Here is a 19277-nt window from a genome sequence, read left to right as displayed (position 1 = left end):
GCTTTACTCATTATTGACAAGTCGTTAAAATGTTACTATGATTTTCAAAGGAGTAAAATCCGATAAGATAACTGGGGGTTTAACAAATGAAGAAAGCTTGGTACTCTACTGCACTTGTTTCTATTTTAGCGCTCTCTCTATTTGTAGCTGGTTGTGGGTCATCTAATCAGGGGGCCACAGGCGGGCAAGGAGGAAACACAACAGCGAAAAACTCCTTGGAAGCGATCAAAACGGCTGGGAAGATTCGCATTGGTACAGAAGGCACTTACGCACCCTTCACCTACCATGATTCTACAGGACAGCTAACAGGCTTTGATGTGGAAATCGCTCGTGAAGTTGCAAAACGTCTCGGGGTAGAACCTGAATTCATTGAAAGCAAATGGGATGGCATGATTGCAGGACTGGAAGCAAATCGCTTTGAAATGGTTGTAAATGAGGTGGGTATACGACCAGATCGGAAAGAAAAATTTGATTTCTCCGACCCATACATCGTGTCAAAAGCAGTGTTAATTGTTAATGAGGATAATAATGAAATCAAGACTTTTGCAGATTTAAAAGGAAAAAAATCAGCGCAAACTCTCACAAGTAATTTAACAGACCTAGCACGAGAGAATGGGGCTGAAATTGTACAATCGGAAGGGTTTAATCAGGCTATTGAGCTTTTATTGTCCAAGCGAGTAGATGCAACTGTTAACGATGGGCTATCTTTCCTCGACTTTAAGAAACAAAAGCCTGATGTGAAAATAAAAATTGCAGCCGAGCATCCTAACGCTACTGAAAATGCAATGATGTTTGCAAAAGGCAAACATCCTGAACTAATTGAAGCAGTAAATAAAGCGTTAAAAGAGATGAAGGCTGATGGTACTTATTTGAAAATATCCGAGAAATATTTTGGTGCAGACGTCTCCAAATAATACAGATAGGACTGAATGGAAGTGGAACAATCTGATCGTATTATCGGTATTATCGTGGATTCATTTTTCCCGCTGTTAAAGGCGGGAATTTTGTTCACGATACCTCTTACACTAGTTTCTTTTATCATTGGATTAATACTTGCCTTTTTTACTGCGATTGCTCGTTTATCAACGAATAAATTGTTGTATGGAATTTCCAGCTTTTATGTATGGGTTATCAGAGGTACTCCATTATTAGTGCAATTATTCATTATTTTCTATGGCCTACCAAAGCTAGGTGTTACTATTGATCCATTTCCGGCTGCCATTATTGGTTTTTCTTTGAGTGTAGGAGCGTATAACTCCGAAGTGATCCGTGCAGCTATTCAATCAGTGCCTAAGGGGCAGTGGGAAGCGGCTTATACAATTGGGATGACCAAAAATCAGGCAAGACGCCGAATTATTCTTCCTCAAGCTCTACGTGTGGCGATACCACCGCTTGGTAATTCGTTTATTAGTCTAGTGAAGGATACCTCTCTAGCCGCTACTATTACAGTGACAGAGATGTTTCAGATTTCGCAACAGATTACTGCGATGACATACGAACCCTTGGTGCTCTATTGTGAGGTCGCGATTATCTATCTGTTTTTCAGTACGATATTATCAGCATTGCAAAGCCGTGTGGAACATCGTCTGGAACGCCGTATGGCTAGGTAGGAGGAGAGAAGCATCATGATTGAGGTAAAAGGACTTCATAAAAGCTTTCAACAAATTGATGTTTTAAAGGATATATCTGTAACGATTAAAAAAGGGGAGGCAGTCGTTATCATAGGCCCCTCAGGCTCTGGAAAGACTACATTGCTTAGATGCATGAATCTTTTGGAAATACCTACGTTGGGAAGCATGAAAATAGGAGATCAACGTCTTGACTTTACACCTGCTACCAAAATGAAGGAAAAGGATTTGCTTCCTATTCGTAAGCAATCAGGTATGGTTTTTCAAAGCTATAATCTTTTCCCGCATATGACAGCCCTAGAGAATGTCATCGAAGGACAAGTTATTGTAAAAAAACGTTCGAAGGAAGAAGCCAAGGCGAGAGCGGAGGAAATGCTTACAAAAGTGGGTCTTGCTGATCGAATGAACATGTATCCCCATCAGCTATCTGGGGGACAACAGCAGCGTGTAGGTATTGCCCGTGCGATGGCACTAGATCCAGCAGTGCTACTGTTTGATGAACCAACCTCTGCACTAGACCCGGAATTAGTTGGTGAGGTATTGAAGGTGATGAAACAGCTAGCAGAAGAAGGAATGACAATGGTGATCGTTACCCATGAAATGAATTTCGCACGAGATGTAGCCGATCGTATCCTCTTTATGGATGGCGGTGTCATTTTGGAACAGGGGACTCCTGAGGAAGTCTTTGAGCATTCAAAAAACGAACGAACGCAACAATTTTTACGGCGCATACAAGCATAACGATTGAGCACTGGAGCTATTCCAGTGTTTTTTTTTACCAAGATCGAGCTTTAATTTAAATAACAGGGGTAGGGTTACTGTATATAAGGCAAGATGTAAGAGAAATTGGTAAAAAAAAGATGAAAACGTTTTGGCATCTAAGTACGTCTAATAAATAAGTAAACAGGAAAGCCTAAAAGACGAGCACAAAAGTCCGAGACAGCTTTTTATAGGTAGCACTTATTTTTATGGAAAGAATACATAGCAAGTAGCTTAGTAAATTGACATGTCTCTTCTTCAATAACAATATGAAATTCGAGGAAGCAGGTGGAGAGTAATGAACATCTCAAAATGGACAAAAACAGGTATTATAGCAGTTCTTTGTCTACCATTCATACATGCAGCAGGTTCACATCATTTTTTGCAGGCGGCTGAGAAACCGGTATATGTAACTCAGGTGTCCGAGGAGACTAAAGGCGCTGGTAAACAAGGCACACAAACAACCAAATCCGCCGGTACAGAAGAATCTGTTTCAGTCGAGGATAAACAAGAAGTTCGCCTATATTCTATACAGGATCAAGATAAGCATGGCTTTATTGATGCAACGGGAAAGGTAGTCATTGCTCCCCAATTTGAAGTGGTTGGTGAGTTTCATGAAGGGCTTGCCGTTGCTAAGAAGGATGGGAAATACGGGTTTATCAACCAGCATGGCTCTTTTGTAATCCCACCTCAGTATGAGGAAGCCGATTCGTTCTCAGAAGGAGTAGCTGCTGTTAAAGCAGGGGATCGCTTTGGTTTTATCAATAAAGAAAATAAGATGGTGATCCCAGCCAAGTTCCAATTTGCTCGTAGCTTTCAAAATGGTCTAGCTGCTATAGGTGAAAATCATAAATATGGTTTTATCAATAAGAGTGGACAAATCGTGATTCAGCCAGAATATGAGATTGTCTGGGGCTTTCAAGAAGGTACCACTGTAGCCTATAAGGATGGAAAAGCAGGTTATCTTGATCAAACAGGAAAGGTCATCATTCCTTTTACTTATCAAATTGCGAATCCATTTCAAGAAGGGCTGGCCCTAGTCTATGCGGGTGAGGAGAAGGGATATAGTCTCATCAACAAGCAGGGTCAGGAGGTAGTGAAACCAGAGGGTTTTGAGCCTGGGAGCTTTTCAGAAGGAGTAGCCGATGTGATGGTTGCTGTGGATGGGGATTTTAAAGCCAGCTATATTAACAAAAAAGGTGAGTTTTTACTTCCACCTACTTATGAACGTACATTGCCTTTTTCCGAGGGACTTGCTTCTGTTAAGGTGAATGGCAAATATGGATTTATCAACAAGCAAGGAAAAATGGTAATTAAGCCTCAGTTTGAATCGGGCGGTGTATTTCATAACGGTTTGGCTTATGTGGTAACACATGACGAACAAGGATATAGCTTTTGTTATGTAAATAAACAAGGTGAAATCATTTGGAAAAGCTCTGTGATGAAGGAGTTTCCAGGGGATTTGGATTAATTGTGCCGAAGCTCTCGCGATATTGGTAGCGAGAGCTTTTTTTGTGAAATAAAATATGTCTAAAATGTGTCTAAAGTCATTTGAATGTTCTGTTAAATAAAGTATAATATTGGTAATGATTTGGAAAGGGGATATAAAACCATGGAAATCGGCATTGCTATGTATCCGATCATAGGGGTCTTAGTCTTCTCTTTCATCTTGTTCTACTACTTGTATAAAGGAATTATGAAGGATACAACAAAGCACGATGAGGAGCATGTATGGGTTGATTACGATACGAGCTTTATGAGGGAGACTCCTCACTCACAGCAGAAAAAGGCAAAAAGTAAGCAGAATATGTAAACACAAAATGGTTGGAGCACTCCTCTTAAGGGGTGCTTTTTTACTTATGTAATTTTTAAATTTCCTGAATTGTATGTTATAACTAAATGGAAAGGCTTTGAAGCTGTCAATTTTTTTAAAAGGAGAGCGTCCATGCGTAAACCATATCTTATTGGCCTTGGGTTATTAGCTGTTTGGTTTGTCTGGCTCCTCTATGGATTAAACTTTTACCGAGGAGAACAATTTAGCACTTTATTTTTATTAGTTGCTTTTGGTACAGGCGTTTTTCCCATCTATTTTAGCTTCGTTCATTTATTAATTGGTGAACGATCTAAGCAATGGATCAGTTGGGTTGGGATTGTTGCTACGGCTTTTGTGATCGTACCCGGTTCGATTTTTCTTTTATACCGATTTGCTTAAAAAATCCATTTGTACAAAGCGGTTGTCAGGTAAGGGTTTATCTGATAAAGTGAAGTGAAAATTATATAGGAATAATCCAAAATAGAGGTGCGCAGCGGATGAGTCATCCTGTTTGCTTTACATCGCCGGGACGATGAGGACAGGATAAAAGGTCAATGCGCCGAAGTCGTTGCTGACCGGCAATCTACGGCTGGGGTGTACGTGAATAACGTACGTCTTGTCATGAAAGGTGTGCCTTTCGTGGAGCGCTATTTATGAGTTGCCAAGGTAGAACCAGCAATGAGTAGGCGAATCCACTCGTTGCTTTTTTGCTTATCAAGGGGTTATTCTTTTTTCAAAACAGTAATTTTGCAATAGCGATTACATAAACCAAATTGGTAGGAGGAAACACTCGATGAACATGATGAATGCCCACGAAATTATCAGCTTTATTCAAAAGAGCGAGAAGAAGACGCCCGTGAAGGTGCATGTAAAGGGAAATTTAGAAGGAATTGATTTTGGTCAAAATACAAAAACCTTTATTACAGGCAATGTAGGTGTATTGTTTGGCGAATGGAAGGACGTACAGCCTGTGCTTGAAGCCAATAAGGACAGCATTGAGGACTATGTGGTAGAGAGCGATCGTCGCAATTCTGCGATCCCGATGCTAGATACAAAAGAAATTCAAGCGCGTATTGAGCCAGGTGCTATCATTCGTGATCAAGTACACATTGGAAATAATGCAGTAATTATGATGGGTGCAGTAATTAATATCGGTGCTTCTATCGGAGAAGGTACTATGATCGATATGGGCGTTATTATTGGCGGACGCGGTACGGTCGGTAATAATTGCCATATCGGAGCAGGAGCTGTCATAGCGGGTGTTATCGAGCCGCCTTCTGCCACACCTGTAATTATTGAGGATGATGTATTGGTTGGAGCAAATGCTGTTATTTTAGAGGGTGTGCGGATTGGCAAAGGCTCAGTGGTTGCTGCGGGAGCTGTTGTAACACAGGATGTTCCTGCAAACGTAGTAGTGGCTGGGACACCGGCAAGAATCCTAAAAGAAATTGATGCAAAAACCAAATCCAAAACAGAGATTATGCAAGAACTGCGTCAGCTATAAGTGTGTAAAAAACTGTAAGATATATATCATATCAGCTAGTCATTGATTGTGCTGAATAAAAGGGGCGTCTTCCCATGACGGATTGGCTACAAAAAGATGAAACCTATTTGATGTCCACCTACAAACGATTGCCGATTGCAATTGAAAAGGGAGAGGGCAATTATTTACTTGATACAGAGGGGAAAGCTTATCTTGATTTGTTTACTGGTCTGGCTGTCTCTGTTCTGGGCCACTCTCATCCCAAAATTGTAGAAGCTCTTGTAGAACAGGGAGAGAAATTCTTGCACATCTCCAACATTTTTTTGAACAAGCCAGCCATCACATTGGCAGAGCAGTTAGTTACGCATACGATTCCGGGAAAAGTTTTTTTTAGTAACTCAGGAGCTGAAGCAACAGAAGCCGCGATCAAGCTTGTGCATAAATGGGCCAAAATGACCGGAAAAGAGAATGCTGGGATTGTTGTGCTAAAAAATAGCTTCCACGGTAGGACGCTTGGAGCTGTCAAGCTAACAAGACAAGCTCATGTTTATCAGGATTACCCGTTGCCGGCATTTCCTGTATATGAGGTAGCTCCTGGTGATATAGAAGGATTGCAAGAGATTATTACGACGTACTCACCTGTTTGCTTATTAATGGAGCCAGTTCTCGGATCGGGTGGAGTTATTCCGCTTTCGGAGAGCTTTTTGCAAACAGCTTTTGCTCTGTGTAAAGAACATGACGTGCTATTTGCTATGGATGAAATTCAAACAGGTATGGGGCGAACTGGTAAACTGTTTGCTTACCAGCATACGACTGTGGAACCTGATCTTATCCTATTTGCCAAAGGTGTCGGCGGTGGATTACCGCTAGGTGGGGTGATCGCTGGAGAAAAACTGGCGAATCTTTTCAAACCTGGAGACCATGGGACAACATTTGCCCCCTCCCCTTTAAGTGCAGCATTGGGCAATGCGGTTATGGAAGCTCTGCTGGTAGATGGATTGCTTGAAGAGGGGAAAAAGCAAGCAGAGTATTTATGGGCTCGTATAGCTCATTTAGTTGATGAATATCCACAGCTTCTGTCTGATATTCGAGGCAAAGGCATGATGCTCGGCATTCAGACGAAGCTAGCTCCAGAAGAGGTTAGCCATATCCAACAAGGGATGCTAGAGGCCGGCTTTTTAATTGATGTTACGCAGAAAACGATTATTCGACTATTGCCTCCGCTCACCCTAACCAGCGAGGAGATCGACCGCTTTATGGTGTGTTTCCGCGACGTGTTAGAGCAGGCGGCCCGCGTGAAGGGAGAGGTTATGTAAATGACATCCCCTTTTGTAGCTATTCGCCGTGAGTTGCACAAGATCCCGGAGCCTGGTTTTTCCGAGTTTAAAACGCAGCAGTTTTTGCTTTCATTTATTGCCCAGTTACCTCAGGAGCATCTTGAGGTAACAACTTGGAAAACAGGTGTGCTAGTTAAAGTAAACGGGACATCTCCGAAGCGAATGCTAGCTTGGCGTGCTGACATGGATGGACTGCCGATTGAAGAGGAGACCAGCTATGATTTTCGTTCCCAACATCAGGGCTATATGCATGCATGCGGACATGATCTACACATGGCTATAGGGCTTGGCATCCTAAGTGAGTTTGCCAAAAGTCCTGCTGAAGACGATTTATTGTTTGTTTTTCAACCAGCAGAAGAGGGACCAGGCGGCGCGGAACCAATGCTAGCCAGCCCTGAATTTCGTTGCTATCAGCCCGATGCTATCTTTGCTCTGCATATCGCACCAGAATATCCAGTCGGAACCATTGCAATGAAAGAAGGAGTTTTCTTTGCCAACACTTCAGAATTATTTATTGAGGTGAAGGGAAAGGGTGGGCATGCAGCTTATCCGCATCTCGCCAATGATATGGTAGTTGTAGCGGCACAGCTTGTGACCCAATTACAGACGATTGTTGCTCGAAATGTAAATCCGTTAGATGCTGGAGTAATTACGGTAGGTAAAATCGAAGGCGGTACAAAGCAAAATATTATCGCCGAGGCAGCTCGACTAGAAGGAACGATTCGCACGCTGTCTCAGGATTCGATGCGTAAGATTAAACAGCGGATTGAAGCGATCGTCCAAGGGATAGAAATAGGCTTCGATTGTGAAGCAACAATTGATTATGGTGCCATGTACTGTCAGGTGTATAATGATCCAGAGCTGTCTAAACGATTTATGAGCTGGTTGGATCGTCAGGATGATGTTACATTGGTTCGGTGCACCGAAGCGATGACCGGTGAAGATTTCGGATACTTTTTGGCTGAAATCCCTGGCTTTTTATTTTGGCTTGGTGTAGACACTCCTTATGGCTTGCACCATGCTAAGCTAGAACCAAACGAACAAGCTATCGAGCATGCAATCGAAATCGTCACCCGTTTCTTTCGCCAATATGAAAATGCAATGTCAAATGAAAACAACTAAAAAGCAACCAAAGACGGCCTGTGGGTCGTCTTTTGCTATATGTACAAATATCCGATTGGTTATCCACAATCTAATCTAAGTCATCAATGAGAAAAGGAAGCTTTTCTATCAGAATTAGCTTCAAATCACTATTATCCACTTGTGCATAAAATTTGAGAACATACTGTGGATACTGTGGATGAAGGTAAAAAAGTTCTTTTTTAACCACAACTATTTAAGAAATAATGCGTCTAAGATATAAAGAAAACAAAAAGGAACATATATCCTTTTGATCTGAAAGCATACAAGTATAAGCTTCGGCTTTCTATATATTATGATTGATGGAGGAATTGTGATGAAAAAGAAATGGATAGCAGGACTTGCAACTGTCATTGTTGCAGCTACAGCTACAACTGCATGGGGAGATACCAGCATACGTACATATTTCAATGGAGAGCGCAATACTAAAATAGAGGTTACGGCTTCAACACTTGATATGACGCAAGAATTGATTACTAGCCTTGGTGGCTTTGCTACTTATGATAGAGAGACAGGTAAACTGTTTATCGATAAGCCGAATGTCAATATTATGGTACTTGAAGGAGTTCAGCAAAACAAAAATAATGATATTGTGCTGACTAATCCCGTAACAGGATTTCTGGAAAAAAACATTCCGCGTAACTTTGGCGTATATGTAGAGGTAGATAATATCATTGATGCTAAGGATATGAGCGTCAAAGTCAACATTATCGGTCCGGATGGCAATGTGGTGGATAGCAGCAAGGAGAAATCCTACTCTGTACGCGATGGCGGATTCTTCTTCTCCCAACCCTTTGTTTCCACAAAGTTAAAAAAGAACGGTACGTATAAAGTACAGCTAACAATGAAAAAAGAAAAGGATGCAAACATGATCGTTGTGGGAGAGAATTCCTTTACAGTAGGGAGATAAAATGCTCTTCCACCGTTTTCAAAATTAGCTACCTGATGATATAATGGTTAGAAGTAATTACTATTATGTAATGTAAGAAAGGAAAGATGAAAGCGAATGAAGACAAAAGCCACGCGGTCATCAACAGATACAGACGGCCCGAGTATACGTATTGCCTGGAAAGACCCCCAATCGATTTTAGCCTCTTGGCTTGTGACGGAGGAATACCAGCAAGAGATTGAGCAAGAATTTTCCATTCCATTCCATGAGCTGCCGCTAGTTCTGCGTCTGTATGATGTAACGTACCGGACTGAAATTAAAAATGACGGGCTAGACAGCTATACAGATTATGACATCAACTATCGAGCAAGCAATTGGATTCTCTACGGAGTAATGGAAGGGTGTAAATATTGTGTCGATCTCGGCATACGTATGGTAGACGGAAGATTCTATTCGCTAACCAGATCTGAAATACTTTCGTAGCACCTATAGGAAAGACAGGACCCGATCAGGGAACCTGTCTTTTGTTTTTCATCGCGTTTCCTTACCCTCACGACATTTGTCATACATACGCAGCGCCACTGCTAGTACAGCCCAGACAGGCATAGGCTTATCTAAGTCATGCAACCATTCGGGAGACGTGATAATTCCTTCTGCGAGGGCACGCTTACCTATTTCTAGCTTCCAAGCAGCTACAAAATTCTCAGAGGGGGACTTTTTTTGATCATACTGAATTAAATTATAGGTTTTGATTATATTTTGTAGCTTTTCTGCATAGTTTGGGTCGGTAGCATATCCGGCTTGTTCTAGCTGTTGGGCTGCTTGATAAGGAGTAGTTGCCTGAATAACGGATTGATAGCGAGGATGTAATAAGAGCTGTGAGTGGTCTTCAATGGATTCAAGAAAGCTATGATAGGCTTTGAACTCTTGTGTTTTCGTAACCCAGGAGCCTTGAAGATATTCTTTGGTTTCTACATGAACAGAGCCTGAGGGACCTACTCCTTTTATTCCAAAAAGATTATAGGATATCCGACCTGTAGCAGTGTCCTTTGGAATAAAGTTACCAAATCCAGATTCCAAAATGGCTTGAGCAATGGTTATAGAGGCGTAAATATTATACTTTTCAAAGGCGATCTGAGCCGGTGTACGTACAAGTGAAATGAAATCAGAGCGTTCTATAAAAAAGCACCTCCTTATAACCGGATGGTGGAGTCAAAGAAGGTACTTATAGTGAGATAAGCACCTTCACTATGTATCATATTGGAAGGGTGCCATTTTGCTTGGACATCTGTTTGAAAAATCCGAATTTAAGGCTTGCGTGGCTGAAAATATTGAATTCTGCCGTTGAATAGGTGAAGCTCTCCTTTTACTTCGCGGGCTAAATAACGACAGTATTCGTTGCCTTTACTTTTATCATTCTGAGTAGCTGTGTCGGGAATACTAACCTGAATGAATGCCCGCTCCTGATTGTCTTTTAGACGTGTGCCTACGCCAATGATCACATATTTATAAAGATTCTGATCCTTGCCCTTTAAAATGAAAAATGTGTCTTTTCCTTCCGCAGGTTCTTCGATATGATAGGGAAAGGAGGCATCTGTATAGTTCCAATCCAATTGTTGTCCTGTTTTACTGGTGTTCTTTCGGTATTTTTGTAAAAATGTTTTGACATCTTCAAGAGTAACCGTGGAGGCGATGGAACCATCTACTAGGTATACATAGGCGGATTGCATATTCACGAATCAGTTCACTCCCATATCAAAAATACGAATTTTCTTCCACATTTAGTGTAGCATTACAGTTTAGGCTTCTGCAAGCGGACACAAAATACGGAAAGCAATTGATTATATTTTCTGAAAATAGTACAATGATGAAAATTTATACTTGTAGAGAGACAAAAATCAGTTGGGGGAATGGGAAAATGAAGGATACAGCGGTACGACAGGTGCATGAAGCGTTAAATACATTACGAGCAATCAATGTTGTAAACAAAGACGATTGGGAAAGAGCTGCCAAGGCAGCGAATTTGGATTCATCCGTACAATTAAATATTTTGTGGATCATTTGCTGCTACGAAGGAGTACGTGTTACGCAGATTGCTGATTGGACGTTTTGGCATCCCTCATCTATTGTCATTCATATAAAAAAGCTGATGGAAAAACAATTAGTAAGCATTGAAAAATCCGATATTGATGGAAGGGTTGTTCATGTCTATCCTACAAGCGCAGGTCGTGAGGTTATTGAAAAAAGTAGGAAAAATACGCCCAGTCTATTCCGTTTGACTGAGGCTTTAGAAAAATTAAAGGAACGATACTCCGTTGTAGTAGTAGAACTGTTTTTTGAGTGCATGTTATTCCTTGCTCAAACCTTGCACGGTGCAGATAAGGTGAGATGGATTCAGGAAGGTGAAGAGCGCTTTCCTGAGAATCAAAGCTCTGCCGGATGAATATCTTCTGTAATAAGTACGGGATATAAAGATAAAAGTTTCAAATTATGTAAAAAAGGTTACATTTGAAAGTGCAGTTTTTTTACATGTAAGAAATGGGCTTGATCGAAAGGAATTTTTTTATCTTCTTCTCATATTCTAATTAAGCCATCATAGGGCTTATGACTAGTCTGAATGAAGAGATAAAAAATCATACAAGATGGGAGGGTATCGCGATGGAAGCCATGGAATTGTTGTATGACGTGAACGAAGATGCCAAGGTTCGCTTTCTGGGCTATACAACCGACACGACACGTTATGATTTTGGAATCGTGTATACACATCGTTTTTTCGGGAAACCATTGGTGGTATGTATGCAGACAGGGCAATCAACGTTACTAAGTTCAGAAGACACAATAAATCCTAAACATTTGCAACAAATCTTTAAATTGACTTGTCTTACCCAAGCAAAAGAGCTCTCTCAATTCTTTCGTGATAACTTACCGTCCATGCCTTTTCAGGATCAATACTAGCCTAGATACAGTTAATAACTGGCAATATGACAGCCCCCTTCATTCTGTGAAGGGGGCTGTTTCTTTAGATGAATAAGATGACTTTATCATAATTGTGACATACTAATTCGGAGTGTCAAAGTTACTTGGATTGAGTTTATAAAAGAATTAGAGGATAGAAGTTGTGTTCATTAGCCTATTGACAGTTAAAGTATGTCGTATTAAGATTAATGTAACACATTTATAGAACTAATGTGACATATTAATTTGATTCACTTTATTTTGTGAGTACACTTATTTCATAGGGGGCTTATCATGACGACAATCGTTTGTCAGAAATGCGGAGACATCATTGAACATTTAGAATCACCTCAGGTGAAAACGCTTTATGGTTTATGTGACTGCCCGTGCCATCAGCATGATAACGAACATGAATAGATTTTGAAGATGTATTTTCGAATATATCAATTTCTTTGATTATTTAGCACACTCTTTATGAGTGTGTTTTTTGCTTTTTCATTCCCTCTTTCAAAGATTTTTATTTACTTCTCCATTTAATTGATAAATAATAAGAAGGATAGAGATAATGGAAATATTTTGTCGAGAGGAGTTACAGTATGAGGAAGAAGAGCTTTCAGCGATGGATAGCTGTTTTTGCCATGGCGACGACATTAATTAGTAGTGTGAACCCCGTTTTCGCAGCTAATTATGATGAAGAAAAAATTTCAGTAAATGGCGATACGACAGCCACTGCCTATGGCATGGACTTTGATGGGGATTATGCAGTTTGGGTAGAGGAATCTGGTAAGAATTATTCCGTTGTGCTTTATGATGTAGATGACGAAAGTATAGCGAAGAAAATTTCTAGCAATAGTTCTAAGAAAGTAGCTCCACGTATTGAAGGAAACACGGTAGTGTGGGCTCAAGAAGAGAAAAGTGGCTATGAATTATATGCGTACGATCTGAAAAAGAATAAAGAACGCGTTCTTACAAACCAGCATGCAAGAGTAACTGATCCTGAAGAGATTGCCTTTAAGGACGGTGTTGTAGCCTGGAAAGACAAGCGCGATGGTGGAACGAATATTTATGCACTTGAAGTAAGAAATGACAAGGAATATCGCATATCTACAGGCGGAAAAGCAAGCCATCCTTCCATTTATGACGATCAAATTGTTTGGCAGGATGAGCGTAATGGAAGAGCCGAATTGTATCAAAATAAAGTAGGTTCTTCTAAAGAATTTAAAACGTACTGGGGAAAAGCTAAAACAGCAAAACCGATCATTTCTGATGATGACATCGTTTACTTGAACGAAGCAAGCGGTAATATCGAAAAAACACAAGTAGAGAGTAGTAAAAGCAAGGTGCTCACTCATGAAAAAGGAGACGAAGAGCTGTTTGATTTTAACGGACGTTATCTGGTATATGGATCAGGTAGCACATTGTATTATTTAGATACAAACAAAGATGATTTGGTTAAAATCAACAATGATTTCAATCGTAAATTGCCTCCTGTGATGAGTGGACGTTACGTGCTTTATGCTACTGGTAAAACGAATAATTTGACATTGAAATTGTTTGATACGAAAAAAGAGAAGAGCCAAACGCTGGGTAAGGACGAAAATATAAAAAATATGGCTTCGCCGGCAGCTAGCAAAAACTATGTAGCTTTCGTGAAGGAAGGCAAAAGAGAGTCTCGCGTAATGCTGTATAACGTAAAAGATCGCAAAACGATTACGATCTCTCCAGAAAAACACGAAGCTGAGCATCCAGTGGTAAGTGATTCTTATGTCGTTTACTACGATAATGATGATAGGGCGTTGGTGTCTTACGATATCGAAACGGGAGAATCAACCAAAATTACGACGAAGAAAACTGACGTAGTAGAAGGATTGTATGCTATTTATAAAGACCATCTTGTTTGGGTGAGCGGTGGAAAGCGTTCGAATACTGTTAACCTAACGAATTTGAAAAAGAATAAAACTTCTGAGCTTCATGACTCCAAACTTGGCGTTCGCAGTGTAGCTATCAATAATCAGGCTGTGGCGTTGATTGATGGAGAGGACGATCGTTACCAAGACATTGTCATTTACGATTATGTAGATGGCGGCCGCATTATGAAAGAAGAAGCGGAAAGTGCTAAAGGAATCGGTCTTGGCGACAAATTTGCAGCTTGGTCTGCTTACAATAGCGACACAAAGAGCAAGGACATTTTCGTATATTCCTTTAAACTGAATCGTACGGATCTTCTTTATGAAGAAGAAGACGATCAAGAGAATCCAATCGTTTCAAATAATATCATTTTCTATGAGACTGAAGTAGAAAAAGGCGGAGACGCAGTAGATAAATATGTCATGTATGACAGGGATAAACACCGTTTTAGAGCTCCATTTGGCAGTGACGCTGATCCATCTGAGATCGCAATTGGCGGTAATCGTTTAGTATGGTTGGATGACCGTGATGATGAGGAAGGTCTCTATACATCTGTACTTGGTTCTAGTGATGACGACGATGACGATGATGATTACGATGATGATTACGATGATGATTATGATTATTTTTACGGCAAAGATTAATATGAAACTCAAAAAGGCTGGTAGGATATGATATCCTATCAGCCTTTTTATCTATCTAGTAAGCAAATTGCTATCCTTTAAACTAAAACATTTTACCGAAAAAGTATAGAAAGAAAATGCCGAATCCATCTAACAGGGTTAGCCACAGCAAAAGAGATAGCGGCGGAGAAAAATGCTGCGTTTTCATTTCGCCAATATAATGATCGGCCATTAAGATGTTGGAGAAGAGGACGAGTAAGATATTGGGAGTCACCATCAGTAAACTTGGAAAATGCAGTCCTTTTGCAATTAGGTTAACTAACGAGGCAGCAATCAGTACAGTAACCCCATATACGACAGTCTCTAAACTAATCTGGATTAGCCAACGCAGACTGATTTTTTTATAGCCTATCAGGTAGGTGGTTCCAAATAAAAGAATCCAACTACAACTAGCGGATATGATGACCCAGTACGCACCGAGATCAAATGACCAATGTTCAAAATGTAAACTGAGACTAGCTCCATATAAGGCAGAGCCGCCTATAGCAAGGATAAGATATCCAATCCATAACAGGTAGGAATAGGGATTCGTGGTGGTGGATGTGGATGTGGTAGTAGTGTTCATGTCATTTCTCCTTTTCTCAGGCGACGTAGGGCGTATCTTATGTATGATCTATCTATTTACTATACGTCATAGAGTCTAGAAAAGTTTCGAAGTTTATTAGATGATTATCAAAAAAGCCCTCTTCTTGTCAATAGTTGGTATTATCCCCTTTGAGTAGACAGTGTAAAAAGCCCGCCCACCTGACGGTGGGTGGTACACTCTACTTGGAGGGGATTTTCCTATGGCTAAAAAAGGTCAAAAATTCAAACGTTATTCCGAGGAGTTTAAGCTGAAGGCTGTAAATTTGTATCAAGAAAAAGGGATGTCTTATAAAGCGATAACTAAAGCATTAGGAATACCAAGTTCAACTCAGGTTAAGCAGTGGGTTCGAAAGTTCAATAGCGGAGAAGGGGTTATGGATAAACGAGGGAAGAGCCGTTCTGGTGACCACCCTTTTATTGGTCGTCCACGCACCAAATTTGCTACTGTGGAAGAAGAAAGAGATTATCTTAAAGCGCAGGTAGAATACCTAAAAAAGCGCAATCCGAATCTGCATCTGGGGGGAAGGTATGGAAAGTAAATCGGTTTTTAATCATAAATGAGCTGCGTAAAAAATATCCCCTTACTTGGTTAGTAGAAATTGCGAGAGTGTCTCGATCCGGTTACTACAAATGGCTCAACGCAAAAGGAAAACCATCATTGAGACAAGAGCAGAATCAAAATCTGAAGGAACATCTAATAGCGATCCACCAAACTCATCCATATTTCGGATATCCAAGAATGCAAATTGCATTAAGAAAGAAAGGATGGAATGTGAATCACAAACGAGTATACCGGTTGATGAAGGAGCTAAACCTTCGGTCTATTATCCGAAAGAAGAGACGTTATTTTGGTAAAACAGTATCTGTTATTCATCCTAATTTACTTAACCGTAAGTTTAAAACGGACAAGCCAAATCACTTGTTTGTAACAGATATCACCTTTGTATCGTTTCAAAATCGATTTTACTATCTCTCAGTCATCCAGGATCTCTATAACAACGAAGTTGTTAGTTGGAAGATTTCTCATCGAAATGACTTACAGCTCGTATTGGATACTGTGGAACAACTGAGCAAAAAAAGAGACGTGCAGGAAGCGATCCTGCATTCTGATCAGGGCTTCCAGTACACGTCTAAGCAGTACAATAAGCTAATAAAGGAGCTTGGCATAAAAGGCAGCCACTCTCGCAAAGGAAACTGCCTCGATAACGCCTGCATTGAATCCTTTTTTTCGCATCTCAAAACCGAGACATTGTACTTTTCTGAGTGTAAAACAGAAGAAGAACTCTTTCAAGCCATAAAAAAATACATATGGTTTTATAACCATGAACGATTCCAGAAAAAATTAAACCAGTGTGCTCCGGTGGAATACCGAAACACACTGGCTGCTTAGGCTTTTTTAATACTGTCTACTTGACAGGGGTAAGACCAAGTAGCAAGGAGAGGACTTCATTTTATTTGTTATTCATGTATGGCCGCTTGGCGTTTTACAACCTTGATGGTTTGAATGGTTTCATCCTCAGGACCTTGAACAGGTAAACCTACACGGAGGTTTTCTTTGATGTAATGAATGTTATCTGCTGTAATAACCTCGCCTGGGAATAAAATTGGAATTCCAGGAGGATATACCATGATAAATTCCGTAATAATACGGCCTTCCGCGTGTTCCAGAGGTACAATTTCCGTTTCTGCATAAAAAGCATCACGAGGAGACAGAGAGATAACTGGAATTTCAGGAAGTGAAATTTCAATTAAATCACTTGGCTGTGCATGAGCAAATTCAACAGCTAAATGCTGTAGGGCAGCTACTAGTGTACCGATCGTTTCTTCTGTATCCCCAGCGGTTACAAAGCAAAGAATGTTATAGAGGTCACTCATCTCAACCTCAATATTATATTTTTCGCGCAACCAATTCTCGACTTCCCAACCAGTAATACCGAGACTGCGCACATGAATGAGCAATTTAGTCGGGTCCATTGCGTATTCGGCTGGCATACCGAGTATTTCCTTTCCTACACAACGTAGTCGAGGAATTTTGTTAATCGCATCTCTAGCAGTGTTAGCTAGACGAATGGAGTTTTCGATCATTTGCTTTCCATGTATAGCCAAGTGCTGTCTAGCCATATCTAGAGAAGCCAGTAGAATGTAAGAAGTAGAAGTGGTTGTTAGCATGCTCAGAATGGTTTTCACTCTGTCAACGTCTACAAGCCCTTCTCTTACGTTTAAAATTGAGCTTTGGGTAAGAGAGCCACCCAGCTTGTGAACGCTGGTAGCAGCCATATCTGCGCCTGCCTGCATGGCAGATAATGGCATATCATCATGAAAATGTATATGGACGCCATGAGCTTCGTCTACCAAAACAGGGATGTTATACTCATGGGCTATTTCTACGATTTGTTGTAAATCTCCCGCGATGCCAAAGTAAGTTGGATTGATGACTAATAGAGCAGCCGCATCAGGGTGTACAGTTAGTGCTTTTCGCACCGCTTTTGGCGTAATACCATGAGCAATTCCTAGCTGTTCATCCATGATTGGATGGATAAAGACTGGAATGGCACCAGCGAAAATAATGGCAGCCGTTACAGATTTATGCACATTTCGGGGCAAAATAATTTTGTCCCCAGGATTGCAAGTCGCCATGATCATGGCCATGATCGCACCGCTTGTCCCTTGTACAGAGAAAAAGGTATGATCCGCACCAAAGGCTTCTGCAGCCAAATCTTGTGCCTCTTTGATCATTGCTTTAGGATGGTGCAAGTCATCTAGTGGGGCGATATTGATTAAATCAATCGATAACGCGTTCTCTCCAATGAATTCTCGGAACGTAGGATTCATTCCCGTTCCTTTTTTGTGGCCTGGGATATGAAATTGAATGGGATTCCTCTCTTTATGTGCCACCAATCCGCTAAATAAGGGGGTTTTATCCTGTTTCATTATCGTATCGCCTCACTTTATTTTATAATTGTTTGAAAAACAACAAAATTGAGTATAGCAAATTAAGGGGGGAAAGCAAGTATTTTTTTGCTTAATCCCTGTAGTGGCAGGATTTATCCCTTTATAAGCAGAAAGTTTAAGAATAAAGAAAGGAGGGATTTGGAATGAACACCAGAATTACCTCATTACTTAATATAGTATATCCCATTGTACAAGGAGGATTAGCACATCTGGCGTATGCCGAATTAGCAGCCGCAGTTTCTGAGGCAGGAGGATTAGGGCAGATAACAGCTATGTCACTTCCTTCGCCAGACGCTTTGCGGACTGAGATTCAAAAGGTGCGCTCGTTAACCGCAAAGCCTGTTGGCGTTAACTTTGCTATTGGTCAACATGATCGGCCATTTGAAGAAATGTTGGATGTGGCTATAGAAGAAGGGATTGCCGTTATCAGTATTACGGGAGGAAACCCTGAGCCGTTAATTCGCCGAACGGATGGACATGATATGAAACGCTTGGTGCTCGTGTCAACGGTCAGACAGGCACAAAAAGCGGAAGCCGCTGGGGCTGACGCGGTGATGGCAGTTGGTCAGGAGGGAGGAGGGCATTTAGGAAGGGATGATATTGGAACGCTAGTACTTGTTCCGCGTGTTGTTGATTCGGTCAGTATTCCTGTACTTGCAAGTGGTGGGATTGGTGATGGGCGTGGATTTTTGGCAGCGCTTGCATTAGGAGCGGAGGGTGTGGAGATGGGGACTAGGTTTATAGCTACAAAGGAGTGTCTCCATGCACATGCTGCCTACAAGCAGGCTCTTATTCAGGCTACAGAGCATGATACCACTGTTATTAAACGTTCTTTAGGTACTCCAGCGCGTGTGATAAATACAAAAGGCTCTGCGTATATTTCTGAACTAGAAAAACAAGGCGTAGGATATGAAGGCTTGCGAGAATATATTAGTGGTCGAAACAATCTTCGTTTTATTTACGAGGGGGATGCAGAGCACGGGTTTGGTTGGGCAGGGCAAGTGGTCGGCTTAATCCATGATGTTCCTAGTGTTCAGGAATTGTTCGATCGAATAATGGGGGATGTCAATGCATTTCAAGCAAATATGCAAAAAATATTTCAAGGGAAGCAACAGCGATGTTGTTAATTTTTTATTAAAAAGAAG

21 protein-coding genes and 1 riboswitch are annotated in these 19277 nt (G+C 40.9%); of the genes, 17 read left to right on the top strand and 4 right to left on the bottom strand.

The window, feature by feature from the left end:
* The first annotated feature begins 86 nt into the window (after positions 1–86).
* The 11 genes from GOP56_RS09915 (at position 87) to GOP56_RS09865 (ending at position 9532) form a co-directional block, all read left to right on the top strand.
* Positions 87–914, top strand: coding sequence for an amino acid ABC transporter substrate-binding protein (locus GOP56_RS09915; protein WP_163245465.1), 828 nt, complete (start codon positions 87–89; stop codon positions 912–914).
* Positions 915–929: 15 nt separating this feature from the next.
* Positions 930–1610, top strand: coding sequence for an amino acid ABC transporter permease (locus GOP56_RS09910; RefSeq protein ID WP_003345549.1), 681 nt, complete (start codon positions 930–932; stop codon positions 1608–1610).
* 15 nt (positions 1611–1625) lie between these two features.
* Positions 1626–2369: an amino acid ABC transporter ATP-binding protein gene (locus GOP56_RS09905; RefSeq protein ID WP_163245464.1), complete on the top strand. Its 744-nt coding sequence runs from the start codon at positions 1626–1628 to the stop codon at positions 2367–2369.
* Between the two features lie 316 nt (positions 2370–2685).
* Entirely contained in the window at positions 2686–3858 is a 1173-nt protein-coding gene (locus tag GOP56_RS09900; RefSeq protein WP_163245463.1) for a WG repeat-containing protein, read from the top strand.
* A 141-nt stretch (positions 3859–3999) separates the two neighbouring features.
* Positions 4000–4200, top strand: a complete 201-nt coding sequence (locus GOP56_RS09895) for a hypothetical protein (protein ID WP_003336611.1) — start codon at positions 4000–4002, stop codon at positions 4198–4200.
* A gap of 132 nt (positions 4201–4332) precedes the next feature.
* On the top strand, positions 4333–4599 hold the full coding sequence (locus GOP56_RS09890; RefSeq protein WP_068791615.1) for a hypothetical protein: 267 nt from the start codon (positions 4333–4335) through the stop codon (positions 4597–4599).
* Between the two features lie 74 nt (positions 4600–4673).
* Positions 4674–4858: riboswitch (Lysine riboswitch) on the top strand.
* Between the two features lie 135 nt (positions 4859–4993).
* Positions 4994–5704 carry a 2,3,4,5-tetrahydropyridine-2,6-dicarboxylate N-acetyltransferase gene (gene dapD / locus GOP56_RS09885; RefSeq protein ID WP_003336613.1) on the top strand — a complete coding sequence of 237 codons (711 nt, stop codon included), beginning with the start codon at positions 4994–4996 and terminating at the stop codon, positions 5702–5704.
* 74 nt (positions 5705–5778) lie between these two features.
* Positions 5779–6999: an aspartate aminotransferase family protein gene (locus GOP56_RS09880; RefSeq protein ID WP_121472653.1), complete on the top strand. Its 1221-nt coding sequence runs from the start codon at positions 5779–5781 to the stop codon at positions 6997–6999.
* Positions 7000–8142 (top strand): N-acetyldiaminopimelate deacetylase, encoded by a 1143-nt coding sequence (locus tag GOP56_RS09875; protein WP_121472652.1) that lies wholly within the window; start codon positions 7000–7002, stop codon positions 8140–8142.
* Positions 8143–8476: 334 nt separating this feature from the next.
* A complete protein-coding gene (locus GOP56_RS09870; protein ID WP_003336617.1) occupies positions 8477–9070 on the top strand; it encodes a hypothetical protein in 594 nt (197 codons plus the stop codon).
* Positions 9071–9166: 96 nt separating this feature from the next.
* Positions 9167–9532 carry a DUF4912 domain-containing protein gene (locus tag GOP56_RS09865; RefSeq protein WP_003345537.1) on the top strand — a complete coding sequence of 122 codons (366 nt, stop codon included), beginning with the start codon at positions 9167–9169 and terminating at the stop codon, positions 9530–9532.
* Positions 9533–9580: 48 nt separating this feature from the next.
* On the opposite strand, the gene GOP56_RS09860 is transcribed toward GOP56_RS09865, so the two are convergent.
* Both GOP56_RS09860 and GOP56_RS09855 read right to left on the bottom strand, forming a co-directional pair.
* On the bottom strand, positions 9581–10129 hold the full coding sequence (locus GOP56_RS09860) for a glycoside hydrolase family 73 protein (protein WP_254068680.1): 549 nt from the start codon (positions 10127–10129) through the stop codon (positions 9581–9583).
* Between the two features lie 227 nt (positions 10130–10356).
* Entirely contained in the window at positions 10357–10785 is a 429-nt protein-coding gene (locus tag GOP56_RS09855) for a DUF1885 family protein (protein WP_163245462.1), read from the bottom strand.
* Between the two features lie 182 nt (positions 10786–10967).
* On the opposite strand from GOP56_RS09855, the gene GOP56_RS09850 reads away from it, so the two are divergent.
* From GOP56_RS09850 to GOP56_RS09835, 4 genes are all read left to right on the top strand, one after another.
* Positions 10968–11492, top strand: coding sequence for a MarR family winged helix-turn-helix transcriptional regulator (locus GOP56_RS09850; protein ID WP_003336621.1), 525 nt, complete (start codon positions 10968–10970; stop codon positions 11490–11492).
* A gap of 215 nt (positions 11493–11707) precedes the next feature.
* A complete protein-coding gene (locus tag GOP56_RS09845; protein ID WP_003336622.1) occupies positions 11708–12004 on the top strand; it encodes a DUF3055 domain-containing protein in 297 nt (98 codons plus the stop codon).
* A gap of 294 nt (positions 12005–12298) precedes the next feature.
* Positions 12299–12421: a GapA-binding peptide SR1P gene (locus GOP56_RS09840; protein ID WP_081476759.1), complete on the top strand. Its 123-nt coding sequence runs from the start codon at positions 12299–12301 to the stop codon at positions 12419–12421.
* A gap of 179 nt (positions 12422–12600) precedes the next feature.
* Positions 12601–14556, top strand: coding sequence for a TolB family protein (locus GOP56_RS09835; RefSeq protein WP_163245461.1), 1956 nt, complete (start codon positions 12601–12603; stop codon positions 14554–14556).
* Positions 14557–14638: 82 nt separating this feature from the next.
* Here the strand turns inward: GOP56_RS09835 and GOP56_RS09830 are convergent, their stop codons facing one another.
* On the bottom strand, positions 14639–15160 hold the full coding sequence (locus GOP56_RS09830; protein WP_003345523.1) for a hypothetical protein: 522 nt from the start codon (positions 15158–15160) through the stop codon (positions 14639–14641).
* 220 nt (positions 15161–15380) lie between these two features.
* Between GOP56_RS09830 and GOP56_RS09825 the strand changes: the two genes are divergently transcribed.
* Positions 15381–16570 (top strand): IS3 family transposase gene (locus GOP56_RS09825; protein WP_163245331.1). Its coding sequence is split into 2 segments (ribosomal slippage): positions 15381–15669 and positions 15669–16570, totalling 1191 coding nucleotides; the frame shifts between segments, so codons are not numbered across the junction.
* A 68-nt stretch (positions 16571–16638) separates the two neighbouring features.
* Here the strand turns inward: GOP56_RS09825 and GOP56_RS09820 are convergent.
* Positions 16639–18111 (bottom strand): aminotransferase class I/II-fold pyridoxal phosphate-dependent enzyme, encoded by a 1473-nt coding sequence (locus GOP56_RS09820; RefSeq protein WP_003345521.1) that lies wholly within the window; start codon positions 18109–18111, stop codon positions 16639–16641.
* A gap of 164 nt (positions 18112–18275) precedes the next feature.
* On the opposite strand from GOP56_RS09820, the gene GOP56_RS09815 reads away from it, so the two are divergent.
* On the top strand, positions 18276–19259 hold the full coding sequence (locus GOP56_RS09815) for an NAD(P)H-dependent flavin oxidoreductase (RefSeq protein WP_163245460.1): 984 nt from the start codon (positions 18276–18278) through the stop codon (positions 19257–19259).
* The last annotated feature ends 18 nt before the right edge of the window (positions 19260–19277 follow it).

It is taken from the genome of Brevibacillus sp. 7WMA2 (assembly GCF_010748895.1).
Taxonomy (GTDB): Bacteria; Bacillota; Bacilli; order Brevibacillales; family Brevibacillaceae; genus Brevibacillus_B; species Brevibacillus_B halotolerans.
This window is presented reverse-complemented; position numbering and strand designations above follow the sequence as displayed.

Coding starts and splice junctions, on each gene's coding strand:
- GOP56_RS09840 (WP_081476759.1), top strand. CDS start 12,299: ATGACGACAATCGTTTGTCAGAAATGCGGAGACATCATTGAACATTTA.
- GOP56_RS09890 (WP_068791615.1), top strand. CDS start 4,333: ATGCGTAAACCATATCTTATTGGCCTTGGGTTATTAGCTGTTTGGTTT.
- GOP56_RS09900 (WP_163245463.1), top strand. CDS start 2,686: ATGAACATCTCAAAATGGACAAAAACAGGTATTATAGCAGTTCTTTGT.
- GOP56_RS09905 (WP_163245464.1), top strand. CDS start 1,626: ATGATTGAGGTAAAAGGACTTCATAAAAGCTTTCAACAAATTGATGTT.
- GOP56_RS09870 (WP_003336617.1), top strand. CDS start 8,477: ATGAAAAAGAAATGGATAGCAGGACTTGCAACTGTCATTGTTGCAGCT.
- GOP56_RS09865 (WP_003345537.1), top strand. CDS start 9,167: ATGAAGACAAAAGCCACGCGGTCATCAACAGATACAGACGGCCCGAGT.
- GOP56_RS09875 (WP_121472652.1), top strand. CDS start 7,000: ATGACATCCCCTTTTGTAGCTATTCGCCGTGAGTTGCACAAGATCCCG.
- GOP56_RS09820 (WP_003345521.1), bottom strand. CDS start 18,111: ATGAAACAGGATAAAACCCCCTTATTTAGCGGATTGGTGGCACATAAA.
- GOP56_RS09910 (WP_003345549.1), top strand. CDS start 930: ATGGAAGTGGAACAATCTGATCGTATTATCGGTATTATCGTGGATTCA.
- dapD (WP_003336613.1), top strand. CDS start 4,994: ATGAACATGATGAATGCCCACGAAATTATCAGCTTTATTCAAAAGAGC.
- GOP56_RS09830 (WP_003345523.1), bottom strand. CDS start 15,160: ATGAACACTACTACCACATCCACATCCACCACCACGAATCCCTATTCC.
- GOP56_RS09880 (WP_121472653.1), top strand. CDS start 5,779: ATGACGGATTGGCTACAAAAAGATGAAACCTATTTGATGTCCACCTAC.
- GOP56_RS09895 (WP_003336611.1), top strand. CDS start 4,000: ATGGAAATCGGCATTGCTATGTATCCGATCATAGGGGTCTTAGTCTTC.
- GOP56_RS09815 (WP_163245460.1), top strand. CDS start 18,276: ATGAACACCAGAATTACCTCATTACTTAATATAGTATATCCCATTGTA.
- GOP56_RS09835 (WP_163245461.1), top strand. CDS start 12,601: ATGAGGAAGAAGAGCTTTCAGCGATGGATAGCTGTTTTTGCCATGGCG.
- GOP56_RS09850 (WP_003336621.1), top strand. CDS start 10,968: ATGAAGGATACAGCGGTACGACAGGTGCATGAAGCGTTAAATACATTA.
- GOP56_RS09845 (WP_003336622.1), top strand. CDS start 11,708: ATGGAAGCCATGGAATTGTTGTATGACGTGAACGAAGATGCCAAGGTT.
- GOP56_RS09915 (WP_163245465.1), top strand. CDS start 87: ATGAAGAAAGCTTGGTACTCTACTGCACTTGTTTCTATTTTAGCGCTC.